This is a genomic window from Rhizobium leguminosarum (genome assembly GCF_002953715.1).
Taxonomy (GTDB): Bacteria; Pseudomonadota; Alphaproteobacteria; order Rhizobiales; family Rhizobiaceae; genus Rhizobium; species Rhizobium leguminosarum_V.
Genome location: NZ_CP025012.1, coordinates 1,361,716 through 1,378,427 on the forward strand (window position 1 = coordinate 1,361,716; position 16,712 = coordinate 1,378,427).

Sequence of the window (16,712 nt, forward strand, 5' to 3'; positions counted from 1 at the left end):
GCTCATGTTCCTCTATAAGGCTATCGTCTTTCTTCCCTTGATCGGTGCGATCGTCGCCGGCCTTTTCGGCCGCGCTATCGGCGCCAAGGCTTCGGAATATGTCACCAGCGGCCTGATGATCATCGCCGCCATCCTGTCCTGGGTTGTCTTCTTCACCGTTGGCATGGGCCATGCCGAAGGTGGCCCGATCAAGGTCGAGGTGCTGCGCTGGATCCAGTCCGGCGGCATCGACGTCTCCTGGTCGCTGCGTGTGGATACGCTGACCTCCGTCATGCTGATCGTCGTCAACACGGTCTCGACGCTGGTGCATGTCTATTCGATCGGCTACATGCATACCGATCCGCATCGCCCGCGCTTCTTCGCCTATCTCTCGCTCTTCACCTTCGCCATGCTGATGCTGGTGACCGCTGACAACCTTGCCCAGATGTTCTTCGGCTGGGAAGGCGTCGGTCTCGCCTCCTATCTGCTGATCGGCTTCTGGTTCAAGAAACCGTCGGCGACGGCTGCGGCGATGAAAGCCTTCATCGTCAACCGCGTCGGCGACTTCGGCTTCGTGCTCGGCATTGCCGGCGTCTTCGTGCTGTTCGGCTCGATCAACCTCGACACGATCTTCGCCAATGCCTCGAACTTCGCTCCGCATGAAGGCGGCGGCGAAGCGGGCGAGGTGTTCCTCAATCTCTTCGGCATGCAGCTCGACAAGGCGCATGCGCTGACCGGCATCTGCCTGCTGCTCTTCATGGGCGCGATGGGCAAGTCGGCGCAGTTCCTGCTGCACACCTGGCTGCCGGACGCCATGGAAGGCCCGACCCCGGTCTCGGCCCTCATCCATGCCGCCACCATGGTCACCGCCGGCGTCTTCCTCGTCGCCCGCATGTCGCCGCTCTTCGAACTGTCGCCGGATGCGCTGGTTGTCGTCACCGTGATCGGCGCCATCACCGCCTTCTTCGCGGCAACCGTCGCTCTCGTGCAGAACGACATCAAGCGCGTCATCGCCTATTCCACCTGCTCGCAGCTCGGCTACATGTTCGTGGCACTCGGAGCCGGGGCCTATGGCGCGGCGATCTTCCATCTCTTCACCCATGCCTTCTTCAAGGCGCTGCTCTTCCTCTGCGCCGGCTCGGTCATCCATGCCGTCGATGGTGAGCAGGACATGCGCTACATGGGCGGCCTGTGGCCGCATATTAAAGTTACTGCCGTGTTGATGATCATCGGCACGCTGGCGATCACCGGTTTTGGCATTCCCTTCACGCCGTTCGGTCTTGCCGGCTTCTTCTCCAAGGACGTGATCATCGAGGCGACCTATGCATCGCATTCGCCGGTCTCGGGCTTCGCCTTCTCGCTGCTGGTCATTGCGGCTCTGTTCACCAGCTTCTATTCCTGGCGCCTGATCTTCATGACCTTCTTCGGCAAGCCGCGCGCTTCCCATGAGGTGATGCACCATGTCCACGAGTCGCCGCAGGTCATGCTGGTGCCGCTCTATCTCCTGGCGTTCGGCGCGGTGCTTGCTGGCGTGATCTTCGAAGGCCGGTTCTATGGCGAGGAATATGCCGAGTTCTGGAAGGGCGCGCTCTTTACCGGCGCTGAGAACGAACTGGTCGAAGAGTTCCACCATGTTCCGGCGCTCGTGGCTTTGAGCCCGTTCATCGCCATGGTGCTCGGCTTCGTCACTGCGTGGTATATGTATATCCGCTCGCCGCAGACGCCGCGCATCCTGGCGCAGCAGCACCGCGTGCTCTACCAGTTCCTGTTGAACAAGTGGTATTTCGACGAACTCTACGACTTCCTCTTCGTCCGCTCCGCCAAGGCACTCGGTCGCTTCCTGTGGAAGAAGGGTGATGTCGGCGTCATCGACACCTACGGTCCGAACGGCGTCGCCGCTCGCGTTGTCGCCGTCACCGATCGCGTGGTTCGCCTGCAGACCGGTTACCTCTATCACTACGCCTTCGCCATGCTGATCGGCATTGCGGCGCTCGTTACCTGGATGATGCTCGGGAGTTCCTTCTGATGACCGATTGGCCTATTCTTTCAACGGTCACCTTCCTGCCGCTCGTTGGCGTGGTGCTCCTGCTATTGATGAACGGCGAGAGCGAAACCGGCCGGAAGAACGTGCTGTGGATCTCGCTGATCACCACCGTCTTCACCTTCGTCGTTTCGCTCTTCATCTGGATCGGCTTCGACAATGCCAATCCGGACTTCCAGATGCTTGAGAAGCATGACTGGCTCGGCACCGGCATCGGCTACCACCTCGGCGTCGACGGCATCTCGATGCTGTTCGTCATCCTGTCGACCTTCCTCATGCCCTTCTGCGTGCTGGCGAGCTGGCTCTCGATCGAGAAGCGCCTGAAGGAATACATGATCGCCTTCCTCATCCTCGAAACGATGATGATCGGCGTCTTCGTCTCGCTCGACATCGTGCTCTTCTACGTCTTCTTCGAGGCGGGCCTCATTCCGATGTTCCTGATCATCGGTGTCTGGGGCGGCAAGGACCGGGTCTATGCGAGCTACAAGTTCTTCCTCTATACGCTGCTCGGCTCAGTGCTGATGCTGCTCGCCATCATGGCGATGTACTGGCAGGCTGGCACGACCGATATCACTGCGCTGCTCGACTACAAGTTCCCACCGGCGCTGCAGACCTGGTTATGGCTTGCCTTCTTCGCCTCCTTTGCGGTGAAGATGCCGATGTGGCCGGTCCATACCTGGCTTCCCGATGCCCACGTTCAGGCGCCGACGGCAGGTTCGGTGATCCTGGCCGGCGTGCTGCTGAAGCTCGGTGGCTACGGTCTCATCCGTTTCTCGCTCGGCATGTTCCCGGTCGCGTCCGATTATTTCGCGCCACTGGTTTTCGCACTGTCTGTGATCGCCATCATCTACACCTCTCTGGTGGCGATGATGCAGGACGATATCAAAAAGCTGATCGCCTATTCCTCGGTAGCGCACATGGGCTATGTGACCATGGGCATCTTTGCCGCCAACATGCAGGGTGTTCAGGGGTCGATCTTCCAGATGCTCTCGCACGGCATCGTCTCCGGCGCGCTCTTCCTCTGCGTCGGCGTCGTCTACGATCGCACCCATACCCGCGAGATCAACGCCTATGGCGGCCTCGTCAACAACATGCCGAAATATGCCGTGGCGATGATGGTCTTCACCATGGCCAATGTCGGGCTTCCCGGCACGTCGGGCTTCGTCGGCGAATTCCTGACGCTGATCGGTGTCTTCCGGGTCAATACCTGGGTGGCGCTCTTTGCCGCCACCGGCGTCATCCTCTCGGCCGCCTACGCGCTCTGGCTTTATCGCCGGGTGATCTTCGGCGCGCTGGAGAAGGAAAAGCTGAAGGCGCTGCTCGATCTTTCACCACGCGAACAGCTGATCCTTTACCCGCTGGTCGCGCTGACCATCTTCTTTGGCGTTTACCCGGCTCCGGTCTTCGACGCGACGGCCGCCTCGGTGGATCTGCTGGTCAACAACTACACGGCCGCCGTGCACGCAGCGCAGAATGTTGCGCTGTCTATGAAATGATGACGGGACTTATTGGACATGACCGCTGAAACAATTCTCCTCAGTCTGCATCTTTCCGCGCCGGAGCTCATCCTCGCGGTCGGCGCCCTTGTCCTGTTGATGGTCGGCGTCTTCTCAGGCGAGCGGTCGGGCCTTGTCGTCACCGGCTTGGCGATCGTCCTGCTCCTGGCCTCCGGCCTGTGGCTGCTCTTCGTGCCGGCAGAAGGCCTTGCCTATGGCGGCGTCTACATGGCCGACGGCTTCTCGCGCTTCATGAAGCTGGTGGCGCTCATCGGTTCGCTGGTCGCCATGTTCATGTCGATCGGCCACGCACGCGAAAATCAGCTCGACAAGTTCGAGTTCCCGGTTCTCCTGGTGCTTGCGACCCTCGGCATCCTGCTGATGATCTCGGCCAACGACCTGATCTCGCTCTATCTCGCGCTGGAACTGCAGTCGCTGGCGCTCTACGTCGTCGCCGCAATCAACCGCGACAGCCTGAAGTCGACCGAAGCCGGCCTGAAATATTTCGTCCTCGGCGCGCTGTCCTCCGGCATGCTGCTCTACGGCATGTCGCTGGTCTATGGTTTCACCGGCCACACCCATTTCTCCGAGATCGCCCAGGCGCTCTCCGTCGAGGGCGCGCGTTCGCTCGGCCTGATCTTCGGCCTGGTCTTCATCCTCGCGGGCATCGCCTTCAAGATCTCGGCCGTTCCCTTCCATATGTGGACGCCGGACGTTTATGAAGGCGCGCCGACGCCGGTCACCGCCTTCCTTGCAGCAGCACCCAAGGTCGCCGCCATGGCGATGATGACCCGCATCGTCATCACCGCCTTCCAGCCGATTCTGGCGGACTGGCAGCAGGTCGTCGTCTTCATTTCGATCGCCTCGATGCTGCTCGGCTCGTTTGCCGCGATCGGCCAGAAGAACATCAAGCGGCTGATGGCCTATTCCTCGATCGGCCACATGGGTTATGCGCTGGTCGGCCTTGCCGCCGGCAACCAGACCGGCGTCACCGGCGTCATGCTTTACATGGTCATCTACATGGTCATGACGCTCGGCACCTTTGCGATCATCATGTCGATGCGCCGCAAGGACGGCACCGTCGTCGAAAATGTCGACGATCTCGCCGGCCTCTCCACCACGAACCCGTTCATGGCCGTGGTACTGACGGCGCTGATGTTCTCGCTCGCCGGCATCCCGCCGCTCGCCGGCTTCTTCGCGAAGTACTTTGTCTTCGTTGCCGCTATCGAAGCCAAGCTCTATGCGCTCGCCATCATCGGTGTTCTCGCCTCGGTCGTCGGCGCCTACTATTATCTGCGTGTCATCAAGCTGATGTGGTTCGATGAGGCGACCGGCGAATTCGCCCGTGTCTCCGGTGCGCTGCGTCTGGTCTTCGGTCTCTCCGGTCTCTTCGTCACCGCCTATGTCCTCATCGGCGGCCCGATCGGCGGTGCTGCAGAGCTTGCCGCCGCGACGCTCTTTTGATGGCTTCCGACGGGCGGCGCCGGATATCGCTCGGCGATTTCAGGCACGAGGCTCTGTCGGAAACATCCTCTACCAACAGCGAATGTCTCGCCCGGGCTCGGGCGGGCGATGGCGGCAATCTATGGGTGACCGCCGAGAGGCAGACGGGCGGCCGCGGCCGCCGCGGCAGGCTCTGGGTTTCCGAGCGCGGCAATCTCTACGCTTCTCTTCTTCTGATCGACCCGGCTCCGATGGAGCGCCTGGGCTCGCTGCCGCTGGCGATCGCCGTTGCGGTGCACCAGGCGATCCGCAGGGTGCTGCCGCCGGGTGCCGAACCGCTCGAGGTCAAATGGCCGAACGATATTCTCATCGGTCGAAAGAAGACCTGCGGCATTCTCGTCGAAGGTGAGGGGCTGCCGGACGGACGTTACGGGCTGATCGTCGGCATTGGCATCAATATCTCTGTGATGCCGGACAATCCGCTCTACCCCGTCACCTGCCTGCGCCAGCAGGGAAGTGCGGCATCTTCAGAGGAACTCTTCGCGCATCTCTTCGCCGCCACGGCGGAAGTGCTTGAAATTTGGGACCAGGGCCGCGGCATCGGCGAGATCACGGCGCTCTGGCGCGCGATCGCTTGCGGCATCGGCGAAAAGATTACGGTGAATTTGCCGGACAGATCGATTTCCGGACAATTCGCCGGAATTGATGATAATGGCTTGTTGATGCTCGATACCGGCGCTGGCAGGATAATGCCCATTGCTGCCGGTGATGTGTTTTTTGGATAGCGGAACAAACGAAAATTATGGCGAAACAGGACGAACTGGTATTCCTGCCTCTGGGCGGCGTTGGCGAGATAGGCATGAATCTCGCTCTCTATGGCTACGGCCCGCCCGAGCATCGCCAGTGGATCATGGTCGATTGTGGCGTCACTTTTCCGGGGCCCGATCTGCCGGGTGTTGACCTCGTATTGCCGGATATCCGCTTCCTCGCCAGCGAACGAAAGAACCTCAAGGCGATCATCATCACCCATGCGCATGAAGACCATTATGGTGCGCTCGCCGACCTCTGGCCCGGCCTCAACGTGCCGGTCTATGCCTCTGGTTTTACCGCAGGTCTGCTCGAAGCCAAGCGCAATTTCGAGAAAGCTACGATCGGTGAAGTGCCGGTGACGCCGTTCAAGGCAGGCGATACGATCAATGTTGGCCCCTTCAGCATCGAAGGTGTGGCCGTCAACCATTCGATCCCCGAGCCGATGTCGCTGATGATCCGCACGCCGGTCGGCAACGTCATCCATACAGGCGACTGGAAGATCGACCACGAGCCTTCGCTCGGACCCCTGACCGACGAGACACGTTTCCGCCAGCTCGGCGACGAGGGCGTGCTGGCGCTGATGTGCGATTCCACCAATGCGCTGCGCGACGGAGTTTCGCCCTCCGAGAAGGATGTGTCCGAAAGCCTGCGCAAGATCATCGAGAATGCCGAGGGCAGGGTGGCAATCACCACCTTCTCATCGAATGTTGGGCGTATCCGTACCGTTGCCGAGGCTGCCGAGGCGGCTGGCCGCGAAGTGCTGCTGCTCGGCAGTTCACTGAAGCGCGTCGTCAACGTCGCCCAGGACATCGGCCTGATGGAAGGCGTCAAGCCCTTCATCTCCGAGGACGAATACGGCTATATCCCGCGCGACAAGGTCGTCGTCATCCTGACCGGCAGCCAGGGTGAGGCGCGGGCCGCACTTGCCAAGCTCTCCCGCGACGAGATGCGCAATGTGGCGTTTGCGGCAGGCGATATCGTCGTCTTTTCCTCGCGCGCCATTCCCGGCAATGAGAAGGCGATCCAGGACATCAAGAACGGCCTCGTCGAGCAAGGTGTGCACATCATCACCGATACCGAGGCGCTGGTCCACGTTTCCGGCCATCCGCGCCGCAACGAGTTGCAGCGGATGTATGAGTGGACGCGGCCGAAGATCGTCGTGCCGGTGCATGGCGAGGCAACACATCTGACGGCGCACAAGGAACTTGCTGAACAATCCGGCATCGCCCTGGTTCCGCGGGTGCGCAACGGCGATATCCTGCGGCTGGCGCCCGGTGCCGTCGAGGTGATCGGCGAGGCGCCGCATGGCCGCATCTATAAGGACGGTACGCTGATCGGTGATTTCGACGAGATGGGTATAGGCGAGCGCAAGAAGCTCTCCTATGTCGGCCATGTCGCTATCAACGTCGTGCTCGACGCCCGCTATGACATCGTCGGTGATCCCGATCTCGTTTCGATCGGCCTGCCGGTCTATGACGACGAGGGCGAGGAGATGGAGGACACGCTCTTCGACGCCGCGATCAGCGCCATCGAGAGCATTCCGCGCGCCCGCCGCAAGGATATCGACATGCTGCAGGAGGCCGTGCGCCGCGCCATCCGCTCGGCTGCGAACCATGCCTGGGGCAAGAAGCCCGTCGTCACCGCCTTCGTCACCAAGGTCTGACCATGCTCGGCCGGGTCAACCATATCGCCATCGCCGTGCCCGATCTGGCGGCGGCGACGGCCGCCTATCGCGATACGCTGGGTGCTGCCGTATCGCAGCCGCAGGCTCTGCCGGAGCATGGTGTCACCGTCGTCTTCGTCGAATTGCCGAACACCAAGGTCGAATTGCTGCAACCGCTCGGCGATACTTCGCCGATCGCAGCCTTCCTCGAAAAGAACCCTTCCGGCGGCATGCACCACATCTGCTACGAGGTGGACGATATTCTTCTCGCCCGTGACCGGCTGGTAGAGGCGGGTGCCAGGGTGCTCGGCGACGGCCAGCCGAAGACCGGCGCGCACGGCAAGCCGGTGCTCTTTCTGCATCCCAAGGATTTCTTCGGCACGCTGATCGAACTCGAACAGGCTTGAGCCCTGCTGCGGCAGAGTGACCCGAAGGCGGCTAAACCTTTCGCCCGCTTTGAGTTGGCCGCGAATCCGCCGTATAAGAACGCGATATCAGCGCGGCATAAACGGGAACCATAATGCTCCAGATCTTTCTTCAGGGATTTGCCGTCTATTTCATCATCTGGTGGATGACGCTTTTTGCCGTCCTGCCGATCGGCCTGCGCACCCAGGCGGACGACAACGACGTCGTGCTCGGCACCGTTCCGAGCGCGCCCACCCGGTTTCGCGCCGCTTTCGTGTTCTCGCTGACGACGCTGATTTCGGCTCTGATCTACGGTCTCTGGTATGTCTGCGACACCTATTTCGGCTGGGGCTTCGATGCACTGCCGCAACTCGGCCCCAGCTTCTATTAAACTGTGGCTTTTGCTCAAACTTTGAGCAGATGTAAGCTTATTGAAAGCGAACTTCGTCATACCAGCGTCATGCAATTGCGGCAAAGAGCTCGCGTAACGGAATGAGGTCGTCCCCTTACGGAAGTCGGCGGGATTTTTGGATGGGGTGGAGGCCGAAAAGCCAAAAAAAAACAAGGCTAAAAGCCTTGTTTTAAGTATCGCGTGATCTGTAACCGTTGCCGGGGCTGCGACGAGCGCGCCTAAGATCTGATCCTCCCAAGACTTGACCGCGAATTCGGCAAGAATTTAACTCCCTGCCTGTTTTGTGAGCTAAAACTAGCTCAAACATTGGGCTTTGTCATCAGCTTTTTTTGCATTTTTGCTACACTCTAGCAAAATTTTTCTGTTGACAAGATTTTCGTTCAAGTCCTTATAAATACGCGCTTTTTCATGCCCTTTCATTTTGCGGGTGCGAACATGCGCTTCCGGGAGGCTGCCGACATCCGTTGCGGGTTTCCTTCCTGCCGCGAAGCGGCTATGAACGCTCCCACATCAACACTTGCCTTCGATTCCGCCTGCTGCGGGATCTCAACTGCTCCGGAATCCGCCATGCGTCTGTCCCGCTATTTCATGCCCATCCTCAAGGAAAACCCCAAGGAGGCGGAAATCGTCTCCCACCGGCTGATGCTGCGCGCCGGCATGATCCGCCAGCAGTCGCAGGGCATTTATTCCTGGCTGCCGCTTGGCAAACGCGTGCTCGACAAGGTCAACGCCATTATCCGCGAAGAGCAGAACCGCGCAGGCGCCATCGAGCTTTCGATGCCGACTCTGCAATCGGCCGAGCTCTGGCAGGAAAGCGGCCGCTATGACGCCTACGGCAAGGAGATGCTGCGCATCAAGGACCGTCAGGATCGGCCGATGCTCTATGGCCCCACCAACGAAGAGATGGTGACGGATATTTTCCGCTCCTCCGTCAAGTCCTACAAGGACTTGCCGCTCAATCTCTATCATATCCAGCTGAAGTTCCGTGACGAGATCCGTCCGCGCTTCGGCACCATGCGCTCGCGCGAATTCATGATGAAGGATGCCTATTCCTTCGATCTGACGAGCGAAGGGGCGGAGCATTCCTATAACAAGATGTTCGCCGCCTATCTCAGAACCTTCGACCGGCTCGGCCTGCGTGCCATCCCGATGCGCGCCGACACCGGCCCGATCGGCGGCAAGCTCAGCCATGAATTCATCATCCTCGCCGACACCGGCGAATCCGAGGTCTTCTGCCACAAGGACTTCGTCGGTTTCGATATTCCTGGTGAACACACCGATTTCGACAGCGTCGAGGGTTTGAAGGCGATCTTCGACAAGTGGACCTCGCTCTATGCGGCGACCTCGGAAATGCACGACGAAGCTGCCTTCAACGCCGTTCCCGAAGGCGACCGCCTTTCCGCACGCGGCATCGAGGTCGGCCATATCTTCTATTTCGGCACGAAATATTCCGAGCCGATGGGTGCGAAAGTGCAGGGACCTGATGGCAAGGAACACTTCGTTCACATGGGTTCCTACGGTATCGGCCCGACACGCCTTGTTCCCGCCATCATCGAAGCATCGCATGATGATAACGGAATCATCTGGCCGGCATCGGTCGCGCCCTTCGATATCGTTGTGATCAACATGAAGGCGGGCGATCAGGCCTGCGACGATACCTGCGAGCTGATCTATGCCGCGCTGACCAAGGCCGGCAAGGATGTGCTCTACGACGATACTGATGACCGGGCCGGCACGAAATTCGCGACCGCCGACCTGATCGGTGTGCCCGTCCAGATCATCGCCGGCCCGCGCGCGGTCGCAAACGGCGAAGTTGAAGTGAAGGACCGCAAGACCGGCGCCCGCGAAACGATGACCATCGAAGCGGCGATCAACCGGTTCGTGGCTTAAGGAAACGGAGGCGAAATGGCAGAGGCAGCAGTGGACCGGAGTTCAAAATCCGGCTTGGGTCCGGCTGGCAAGCCATTTTCCACCTTCGAACGCCTCGTGGCGTGGCGTTATCTGCGCGCCCGCCGCAAGGAGGCCTTCATCTCGGTGATCGCCGGCTTCTCCTTCGTCGGCATCATGCTGGGCGTTGCGACGCTGATCATCGTCATGGCCGTGATGAACGGCTTTCGCACAGAGCTCGTCTCGCGCATTCTCGGCATCAACGGCCACATGATCGTCCAGCCGTCCGATGGCCCTTTCACCGATTATGCCGACCTCGCCAGCAGGCTTGCCGCCGTGCCTGGCGTCAAGATGGCGCTGCCGTTGGTGGAGGGCCAGGTACTTGCCTCCGCCCAGGCGGGCGGCAGCACGGGCGCGCTGGTGCGCGGCGTCCGCGCGGAGGACCTGACCAAGCTCAAAGCGGTTTCTGAGAATATCAAACCGGGAGACATGGTAGGCTTTGCCTCCGGCCAGGGCGTGCTGATCGGCACGCGCATGGCCGACCAGTTGGGTCTTAGCGTCGGCGACCTTATTACGCTGACGTCGCCAGATGGTGACATTACGCCAATGGGCGTCAGCCCGCGCGTCAAGTCCTACAAGATTTCCGGCCTCTTCGAGATCGGCATGTCGGAATACGACTCCTCGATCATCTTCATGCCGCTGGAGGAGGCGCAGCTCTATTTCAACGCCGAGGGACTGGTGCAGTCGATCGAACTCTTCGTCGACCACCCCGACGATATAGACAATCTGAAGCCTAAGGTAGTGGAGGCGGCCGGCCGCCAGATCAACCTCACCGACTGGCGCCAGCGCAACCAGACCTTTTTCTCGGCGCTACAAGTCGAGCGTAACGTCATGTTCATGATCCTGACGCTGATCGTGCTTGTCGCGGCGCTGAACATCATCTCCGGCCTCATCATGCTGGTGAAGGACAAGGGCAGCGATATCGCCATCCTGCGCACCATGGGTGCCAGCGCCGGTGCGATCATGCGCATCTTCTTCATGACCGGAGCGGCGATCGGGATCGTCGGCACAATTGGCGGTGTGTTGCTCGGCGTTCTCGTCTGCGTCAACATCGAATCCGTCCGCCAATTCTTCTCCTGGGTATCAGGCACCGTTCTCTTCAATCCGCAGGTCTATTTCCTCAGCCAGCTGCCGGCCGAAATGGATCTCAGCGAAACGATCTCGATCGTCGTCATGGCGCTGACGCTCTCCTTCATCGCGACCATTTTCCCGGCCTGGCGTGCCTCCAGGCTCGATCCGGTGCAGGCCCTGCGCTACGAATAAGGAATGCCCCCTTCATGAAACGCAACGTCGTTCTCAAGCTTACCGGCGTCGAGCGCCATTACGGGCAGGGCGATACGCTGCTCCCGATCCTGAAGGGCGCGGATTTTTCGATGTCGAAGGGCGAGATCGTCGCTCTTGTCGCGCCCTCCGGCACCGGCAAATCGACGCTGCTGCATATCGCCGGGCTGCTGGAGCATCCGGACGGCGGTGAAGTCAACATCAGCGGCCATGCCTGTGACGGACTGAGCGACGAGAAACGCACCGCGATCCGCCGCAGCGAAATCGGATTCGTCTACCAGTTCCACCACCTGCTGCCGGAATTCTCGGCGCTTGAAAATATCATGATGCCGCAGCTGATCGCCGGGCTTTCCTGGAAGGAAGCCGGAGAGCGGGCCGGCCAGCTTCTCGATTATATGCGCATCGGCCATCGTGGATCGCATCGCCCCGGCGAGCTTTCCGGCGGCGAGCAGCAGCGCGTTGCGATCGCCCGCGCCGTCGCTAATGCGCCGACCCTGCTTCTTGCCGACGAGCCGACCGGCAATCTCGATCCCGAAACGGCAAGCTACGTCTTCGATGCGCTGGAAGCGTTGGTGCGCCAGTCCGGCCTTGCCGCCCTCATCGCCACCCACAATCATGAACTCGCTCGTCGCATGGACCGGCGCGTGACGATCTCCGACGGCAAGATCGTCGATTTCTGATGCAGGTCGCCCAAAAGCCTGCAGCGGTTTTGGGATAACGACATGCATAAATCAAAGGCTTAAAGCGCATCGCCTGAATCCAGATGACGCGACGCGTTTTAAGGCTGCGATCAGGGCACGATCAACCCGCCGCGATAATCGAGCGCATAGGCCTTCTGGCCATCGACCATGATGCATTCGTGGCCGCTGAACCGCTCGCAGCCGCCTTCGCTGCGATCGATATAGCGGCCGAACGAATGGTCGAATTCCATTCCGCCAAGAAACCGGCCCTCTCGATACATCGCCGAAAGTGCAGCCTTGATCACTGTCCCGGCTGCTATGCCGTCGATGAGATCAGGCGCAATGACGCCGCCGAAATAATTCATCGCCCAGACGGGCTCGTCGCCAAGCCACACCACTTCCTGTCCGGCGAAATCGGTCCCGCCGAAATAGCTGTCGAGATAGCGCCAGTCGCCGCGTTCGTAACCGATATCGCGGGAGCTCGGCCTGCAGGGCGCGCGCGCCACGCCGCCGCCGACATAGGTCGCAGCCTTCGCAATATCGAACATATCATTCTCCTCTTCTCGGCCGGATGCTGGCAAATATGCTGCGGCTTGTAAAGAACAAAGAAGGAACAAAAGCTGGAAATAAAGCGGTCGCCGAGGAGGTCGACCTTCTGAGCACCTGGACCGATCTGTGGCAGATCGGAGAAGGGCAAGACTGCTGCCGATCATACCGAGTGCCAGCTCCCAGCGATTCGCAGGCGCAATCCGGGCACTTTTCAAACACAAGAAAGAAGGAAAAGATTCCTGTTGACAACAGAACATACATGGAACAAAGTGAAAACATAACGAGTAAAGGAGAGCCCGATGACTGACATGATCCGTGATATCGCAGCATTCACCTCCATCGCAATGTTCGTTGCCAGCTTCTCGCTCATCGTCATGGCGCTCTAAAGTTTTCAGGGGACCGCATGGCAATCATGCGGTCCGGATGCGGGACTTCTTCTGGACATCATCGCCCTCTATGCCGACAATGCGTCCGATTCATTCGGGTGATTGGGAAGGCATATCATGGCGGATACGGCAAAGGGTTCAACGGGTGAGGCGACCGGCGGCACGCCAGGCTTCATCCACCTGAGGGTCCATTCCGCCTATTCGCTTCTCGAGGGCGCGCTGCCGCTGAAGAAGATCCTTTACAAGGCGACCGGCGACAGCCAGCCGGCGATTGCGATTACCGACACCAACAATCTCTTCGTCGCCCTCGAATTCTCCCAGAAGGCGATGGAGGACGGCCTGCAGCCGATTATCGGCTGCCAGGTCTCGATCGACATGGAAGACGGGTTGGAAACGGAAAAGCGCGGCGGCCAGCAGGCCCTGGTCAAGCTGCCGGCGATCGTTCTTCTCGCTGCGACGGATGCCGGTTACGAACGGCTGGTCGATCTCGTCAGTCGGGCCTATCTCGGCGGCGAGAGCAACCAGGCCGTTCATATCAGTGCCTCCTGGCTGGAGGAGGCAGGCACGGAAGGGCTGATCGCATTGACCGGTGCCCTGACCGGGCCGGTCGACGTGGCGATCAAGGAAGGCCATCCCGCCCAGGCGGAAGCCCGGCTGCTCACGCTGAAGCACCTCTTCGGCGACAGGCTCTATGTCGAGCTGCAGCGGCACGGCACCTACGACAAGCGGCACGAGCAGAAGATTATCGGGCTTGCCTATGCCCACGACCTGCCGCTGGTTGCGACCAACGAGGCCTTCTTTCCGACCCGCGACGATTACGACGCCCATGATGCGCTGATGGCGGTCGCGCACAACGCCATCGTCTCCGACGACAGCCGCTTTCGCCTGACGCCGGATCACTATCTGAAGAGCCGGGCCGAGATGGTCAAGCTCTTCGCCGACCTGCCGGAAGCGCTGGAAAATACGATCGAGATCGCCACGCGCTGCTCCTTCGTGCTGAAGACGCGAAAGCCGATCCTGCCACGCTTCACCGGTGCGACCGACGATGCCGAGGAGGCCGAACGCGCCGAGGCGAGCGAGCTGCGCCGCCAGGCGGTCGAAGGGCTGAACATGCGGCTTGCAACGCTCGGCATGTCGCCGGGTTACGAGGAAAGGGATTATCGCGAACGGCTGGATTTCGAGCTCAGCGTCATCGAGCGCATGCGTTTCCCCGGCTACTTCCTGATCGTTGCCGACTTCATCAAATGGGCCAAGCAGCATGACATTCCGGTCGGTCCCGGCCGTGGTTCGGGCGCCGGTTCGCTGGTCGCCTATGCCTTGACGATCACCGACGTCGATCCCTTGCGTTTTTCGCTGCTCTTCGAGCGCTTCCTCAATCCCGAACGCGTCTCGATGCCCGACTTCGACATCGACTTCTGCCAGGACCGCCGCGAAGAGGTGATCCGCTATGTCCAGGCCAAGTATGGCCGCGAGCAGGTGGCGCAGATCATCACTTTCGGTTCGCTGCAGGCGCGCGCCGCCCTTCGCGACGTCGGCCGCGTGCTGGAAATGCCCTACGGCCAGGTCGACAAGATCTGCAAACTCGTGCCGAACAACCCGGCCAATCCGACGCCGCTGTCCAAGGCGATCGAGGAGGAGCCGAAGCTGCAGGAGGAGGCGGCAAAGGAACCGGTTGTCGCGCGCCTGCTCGATATCGCCCAGAAGATCGAGGGGCTTTACCGCCATGCCTCGACCCATGCCGCCGGCATCGTCATCGGCGACCGGCCGCTTTCCAAGCTGGTGCCGATGTATCGCGATCCGCGCTCGGACATGCCGGTCACCCAATTCAACATGAAATGGGTGGAGCAGGCGGGCCTCGTCAAGTTCGACTTCCTCGGCCTGAAGACACTGACCGTGCTGAAGGTCGCGGTCGATTTCGTCGCCAAACTCGGCGTCAAGGTCGATCTCGCGGCCATTCCTCTCGACGACAAGAAGACCTACGAGATGCTGTCGCGCGGCGAGACGGTCGGCGTGTTCCAGGTGGAAAGTGCCGGCATGCGCAAGGCGCTGATCGGCATGAAGCCGGACTGCATCGAGGACATCATCGCGCTGGTGGCGCTCTACCGTCCGGGCCCGATGGAGAACATCCCGACCTACAATGCCCGCAAGCACGGCGACGAAGAGCTGGAATCGATCCATCCGATGATCGACCACCTGCTCAAGGAAACCCAGGGCGTCATCGTCTACCAGGAGCAGGTGATGCAGATCGCCCAGGTACTATCCGGCTATTCGCTGGGCGAAGCCGACCTTCTGCGCCGCGCCATGGGTAAGAAGATCAAGGCCGAGATGGACCAGCAGCGCGAACGCTTCGTCGTTGGCGCCGTCAAGAATGGCGTATCGAAGCCGCAGGCCGACAATATCTTCGAACTGCTGGCGAAGTTCGCCAATTACGGCTTCAACAAGTCGCATGCCGCCGCCTATGCCATCGTCTCCTACCAGACGGCCTACATGAAGGCGCATTACCCGGTCGAATTCCTCGCCGCCTCGATGACGCTCGACATGTCCAACACGGAAAAGGTCAATGATTTCCGTCAGGATGCCAAGCGCCTCGGCATCGAGGTGATCGCACCCTCGGTGCAGACCTCCTTCCGCCATTTCGAGACCGGCGACAACCGCATCTATTACGCGCTCGCCGCCCTCAAGGGTGTCGGCGAATCCGCCGTCGACCATATCGTCGAGGTGCGGGGCGACAAGCCCTTTGCCAGCATCGAGGATTTCTGCCTGCGCATCGATCCGCGTCAGGTCAATCGTCGCGTGCTTGAAAGCCTGATCTATGCCGGCGCCTTCGATTGTTTCGACATGGATCGCGCCCAACTGGCAGCCGGCCTCGACCGTGTTCTCGGTTATGCCCAGCGCGCCCAGGAGAACAAGCTGAGCGGCCAGTCGGACATTTTCGGCAGCACGCTGACGTCGGGGCCTGAGAAGATTTCCCTGCCGCCGTTCTCGCCCTGGCTCCCCTCCGAGCGGCTGCTCAAGGAGTTCCAGGTGCTGGGCTTCTATCTGACAGCCCACCCACTCGATTCCTACAACAATATCCTGCAGAAGATGCGGGTGCAGACCTTTGCCGAGTTTTCCGCCGCCATCAAACAGGGCGCGGCCAATGCGCGCCTTGCCGGTACCGTCATCTCGAAGCAGGAGCGCAAGACCCGCACCGGCAACAAGATGGGCATCATCGTCTTCTCGGATTCTTCGGGCCAGTTCGAAGCGGTGCTGTTTTCGGAAATGCTGAACCAGTATCGCGATGTGCTCGAGTCGGGAAAATCCTTCGTGCTGACTGCGACGGGCGAGGAGCGGCCGGAGGGCATCGGCCTGCGCATCCAGACGATCCAGTCGCTGGAGGAAAAATCGCTGCAGATGCAGAAGGCGCTGCGCGTCTATGTCCGCGATTCCGGACCGCTGAAAATGGTTGCCGGCCATCTGAACGCCAAGGGCGACGGCCTCGTCTCCTTCATCGTTATCAAGGAGGAGGGCAAACGCGAGGTGGAAGTGGCGCTGCCGGAGAAATACCGCATTACCCCGGAGATCGCCGCGGCCCTTCGCGCCGCCCCCGGCGTCGTCGACGTTGAACTGGTCTGATCAGC

At 60.6% G+C, this 16,712-nt stretch carries 13 protein-coding genes; 12 read left to right on the forward strand and 1 reads right to left on the reverse strand.

Annotated features, from left to right (window positions below; translation table 11 throughout):
* Positions 1–4: 4 nt before the first annotated feature.
* The 10 genes from nuoL (at position 5) to CUJ84_RS07005 (ending at position 12,157) form a co-directional block, all read left to right on the forward strand.
* A complete protein-coding gene (nuoL, locus tag CUJ84_RS06960; RefSeq protein ID WP_105005679.1) occupies positions 5–2,005 on the forward strand; it encodes an NADH-quinone oxidoreductase subunit L in 2,001 nt (666 codons plus the stop codon).
* Positions 2,005–3,516 (forward strand): NADH-quinone oxidoreductase subunit M, encoded by a 1,512-nt coding sequence (locus CUJ84_RS06965; RefSeq protein WP_105005680.1) that lies wholly within the window; start codon positions 2,005–2,007, stop codon positions 3,514–3,516. Before nuoL ends, CUJ84_RS06965 begins: the two co-directional genes overlap by 1 nt.
* Positions 3,517–3,534: 18 nt before the next feature.
* A complete protein-coding gene (nuoN, locus tag CUJ84_RS06970; protein ID WP_105005681.1) occupies positions 3,535–4,980 on the forward strand; it encodes an NADH-quinone oxidoreductase subunit NuoN in 1,446 nt (481 codons plus the stop codon).
* Entirely contained in the window at positions 4,980–5,744 is a 765-nt protein-coding gene (locus CUJ84_RS06975) for a biotin--[acetyl-CoA-carboxylase] ligase (RefSeq protein ID WP_105005682.1), read from the forward strand. Before nuoN ends, CUJ84_RS06975 begins: the two co-directional genes overlap by 1 nt.
* A gap of 17 nt (positions 5,745–5,761) precedes the next feature.
* Positions 5,762–7,432: a ribonuclease J gene (locus tag CUJ84_RS06980; protein WP_105005683.1), complete on the forward strand. Its 1,671-nt coding sequence runs from the start codon at positions 5,762–5,764 to the stop codon at positions 7,430–7,432.
* A gap of 2 nt (positions 7,433–7,434) precedes the next feature.
* On the forward strand, positions 7,435–7,839 hold the full coding sequence (mce, locus tag CUJ84_RS06985; protein WP_105005684.1) for a methylmalonyl-CoA epimerase: 405 nt from the start codon (positions 7,435–7,437) through the stop codon (positions 7,837–7,839).
* A gap of 113 nt (positions 7,840–7,952) precedes the next feature.
* On the forward strand, positions 7,953–8,228 hold the full coding sequence (locus tag CUJ84_RS06990) for a DUF1467 family protein (RefSeq protein WP_018241603.1): 276 nt from the start codon (positions 7,953–7,955) through the stop codon (positions 8,226–8,228).
* 588 nt (positions 8,229–8,816) lie between these two features.
* Positions 8,817–10,139 (forward strand): proline--tRNA ligase, encoded by a 1,323-nt coding sequence (gene proS / locus CUJ84_RS06995; protein ID WP_105005685.1) that lies wholly within the window; start codon positions 8,817–8,819, stop codon positions 10,137–10,139.
* 15 nt (positions 10,140–10,154) lie between these two features.
* Positions 10,155–11,459 (forward strand): lipoprotein-releasing ABC transporter permease subunit, encoded by a 1,305-nt coding sequence (locus CUJ84_RS07000; RefSeq protein ID WP_105005686.1) that lies wholly within the window; start codon positions 10,155–10,157, stop codon positions 11,457–11,459.
* A 14-nt stretch (positions 11,460–11,473) separates the two neighbouring features.
* Positions 11,474–12,157, forward strand: a complete 684-nt coding sequence (locus tag CUJ84_RS07005) for an ABC transporter ATP-binding protein (RefSeq protein WP_105005687.1) — start codon at positions 11,474–11,476, stop codon at positions 12,155–12,157.
* A gap of 110 nt (positions 12,158–12,267) precedes the next feature.
* Here the strand turns inward: CUJ84_RS07005 and CUJ84_RS07010 are convergent, their stop codons facing one another.
* Positions 12,268–12,705 carry a DUF5680 domain-containing protein gene (locus tag CUJ84_RS07010; protein ID WP_105005688.1) on the reverse strand — a complete coding sequence of 146 codons (438 nt, stop codon included), beginning with the start codon at positions 12,703–12,705 and terminating at the stop codon, positions 12,268–12,270.
* Positions 12,706–12,740: 35 nt separating this feature from the next.
* On the opposite strand from CUJ84_RS07010, the gene CUJ84_RS37860 reads away from it, so the two are divergent.
* Together CUJ84_RS37860 and dnaE are read left to right on the forward strand one after the other, a co-directional pair.
* Complete coding sequence (locus tag CUJ84_RS37860) at positions 12,741–13,013, forward strand: hypothetical protein (RefSeq protein ID WP_158686907.1); 273 nt, start codon at positions 12,741–12,743, stop codon at positions 13,011–13,013.
* A 196-nt stretch (positions 13,014–13,209) separates the two neighbouring features.
* Complete coding sequence (dnaE, locus tag CUJ84_RS07015; RefSeq protein ID WP_105005689.1) at positions 13,210–16,707, forward strand: DNA polymerase III subunit alpha; 3,498 nt, start codon at positions 13,210–13,212, stop codon at positions 16,705–16,707.
* Positions 16,708–16,712: the final 5 nt, after the last annotated feature.

Bases quoted from the DNA above. Each gene is read 5' to 3' on its own strand.
- dnaE (WP_105005689.1), top strand. From the start codon at position 13,210: ATGGCGGATACGGCAAAGGGTTCAACGGGTGAGGCGACCGGCGGCACG.
- CUJ84_RS37860 (WP_158686907.1), top strand. From the start codon at position 12,741: ATGCTGCGGCTTGTAAAGAACAAAGAAGGAACAAAAGCTGGAAATAAA.
- nuoN (WP_105005681.1), top strand. From the start codon at position 3,535: ATGACCGCTGAAACAATTCTCCTCAGTCTGCATCTTTCCGCGCCGGAG.
- CUJ84_RS07005 (WP_105005687.1), top strand. From the start codon at position 11,474: ATGAAACGCAACGTCGTTCTCAAGCTTACCGGCGTCGAGCGCCATTAC.
- CUJ84_RS07000 (WP_105005686.1), top strand. From the start codon at position 10,155: ATGGCAGAGGCAGCAGTGGACCGGAGTTCAAAATCCGGCTTGGGTCCG.
- mce (WP_105005684.1), top strand. From the start codon at position 7,435: ATGCTCGGCCGGGTCAACCATATCGCCATCGCCGTGCCCGATCTGGCG.
- CUJ84_RS06965 (WP_105005680.1), top strand. From the start codon at position 2,005: ATGACCGATTGGCCTATTCTTTCAACGGTCACCTTCCTGCCGCTCGTT.
- proS (WP_105005685.1), top strand. From the start codon at position 8,817: ATGCGTCTGTCCCGCTATTTCATGCCCATCCTCAAGGAAAACCCCAAG.
- nuoL (WP_105005679.1), top strand. From the start codon at position 5: ATGTTCCTCTATAAGGCTATCGTCTTTCTTCCCTTGATCGGTGCGATC.
- CUJ84_RS06980 (WP_105005683.1), top strand. From the start codon at position 5,762: ATGGCGAAACAGGACGAACTGGTATTCCTGCCTCTGGGCGGCGTTGGC.
- CUJ84_RS06990 (WP_018241603.1), top strand. From the start codon at position 7,953: ATGCTCCAGATCTTTCTTCAGGGATTTGCCGTCTATTTCATCATCTGG.
- CUJ84_RS07010 (WP_105005688.1), bottom strand. From the start codon at position 12,705: ATGTTCGATATTGCGAAGGCTGCGACCTATGTCGGCGGCGGCGTGGCG.
- CUJ84_RS06975 (WP_105005682.1), top strand. From the start codon at position 4,980: ATGGCTTCCGACGGGCGGCGCCGGATATCGCTCGGCGATTTCAGGCAC.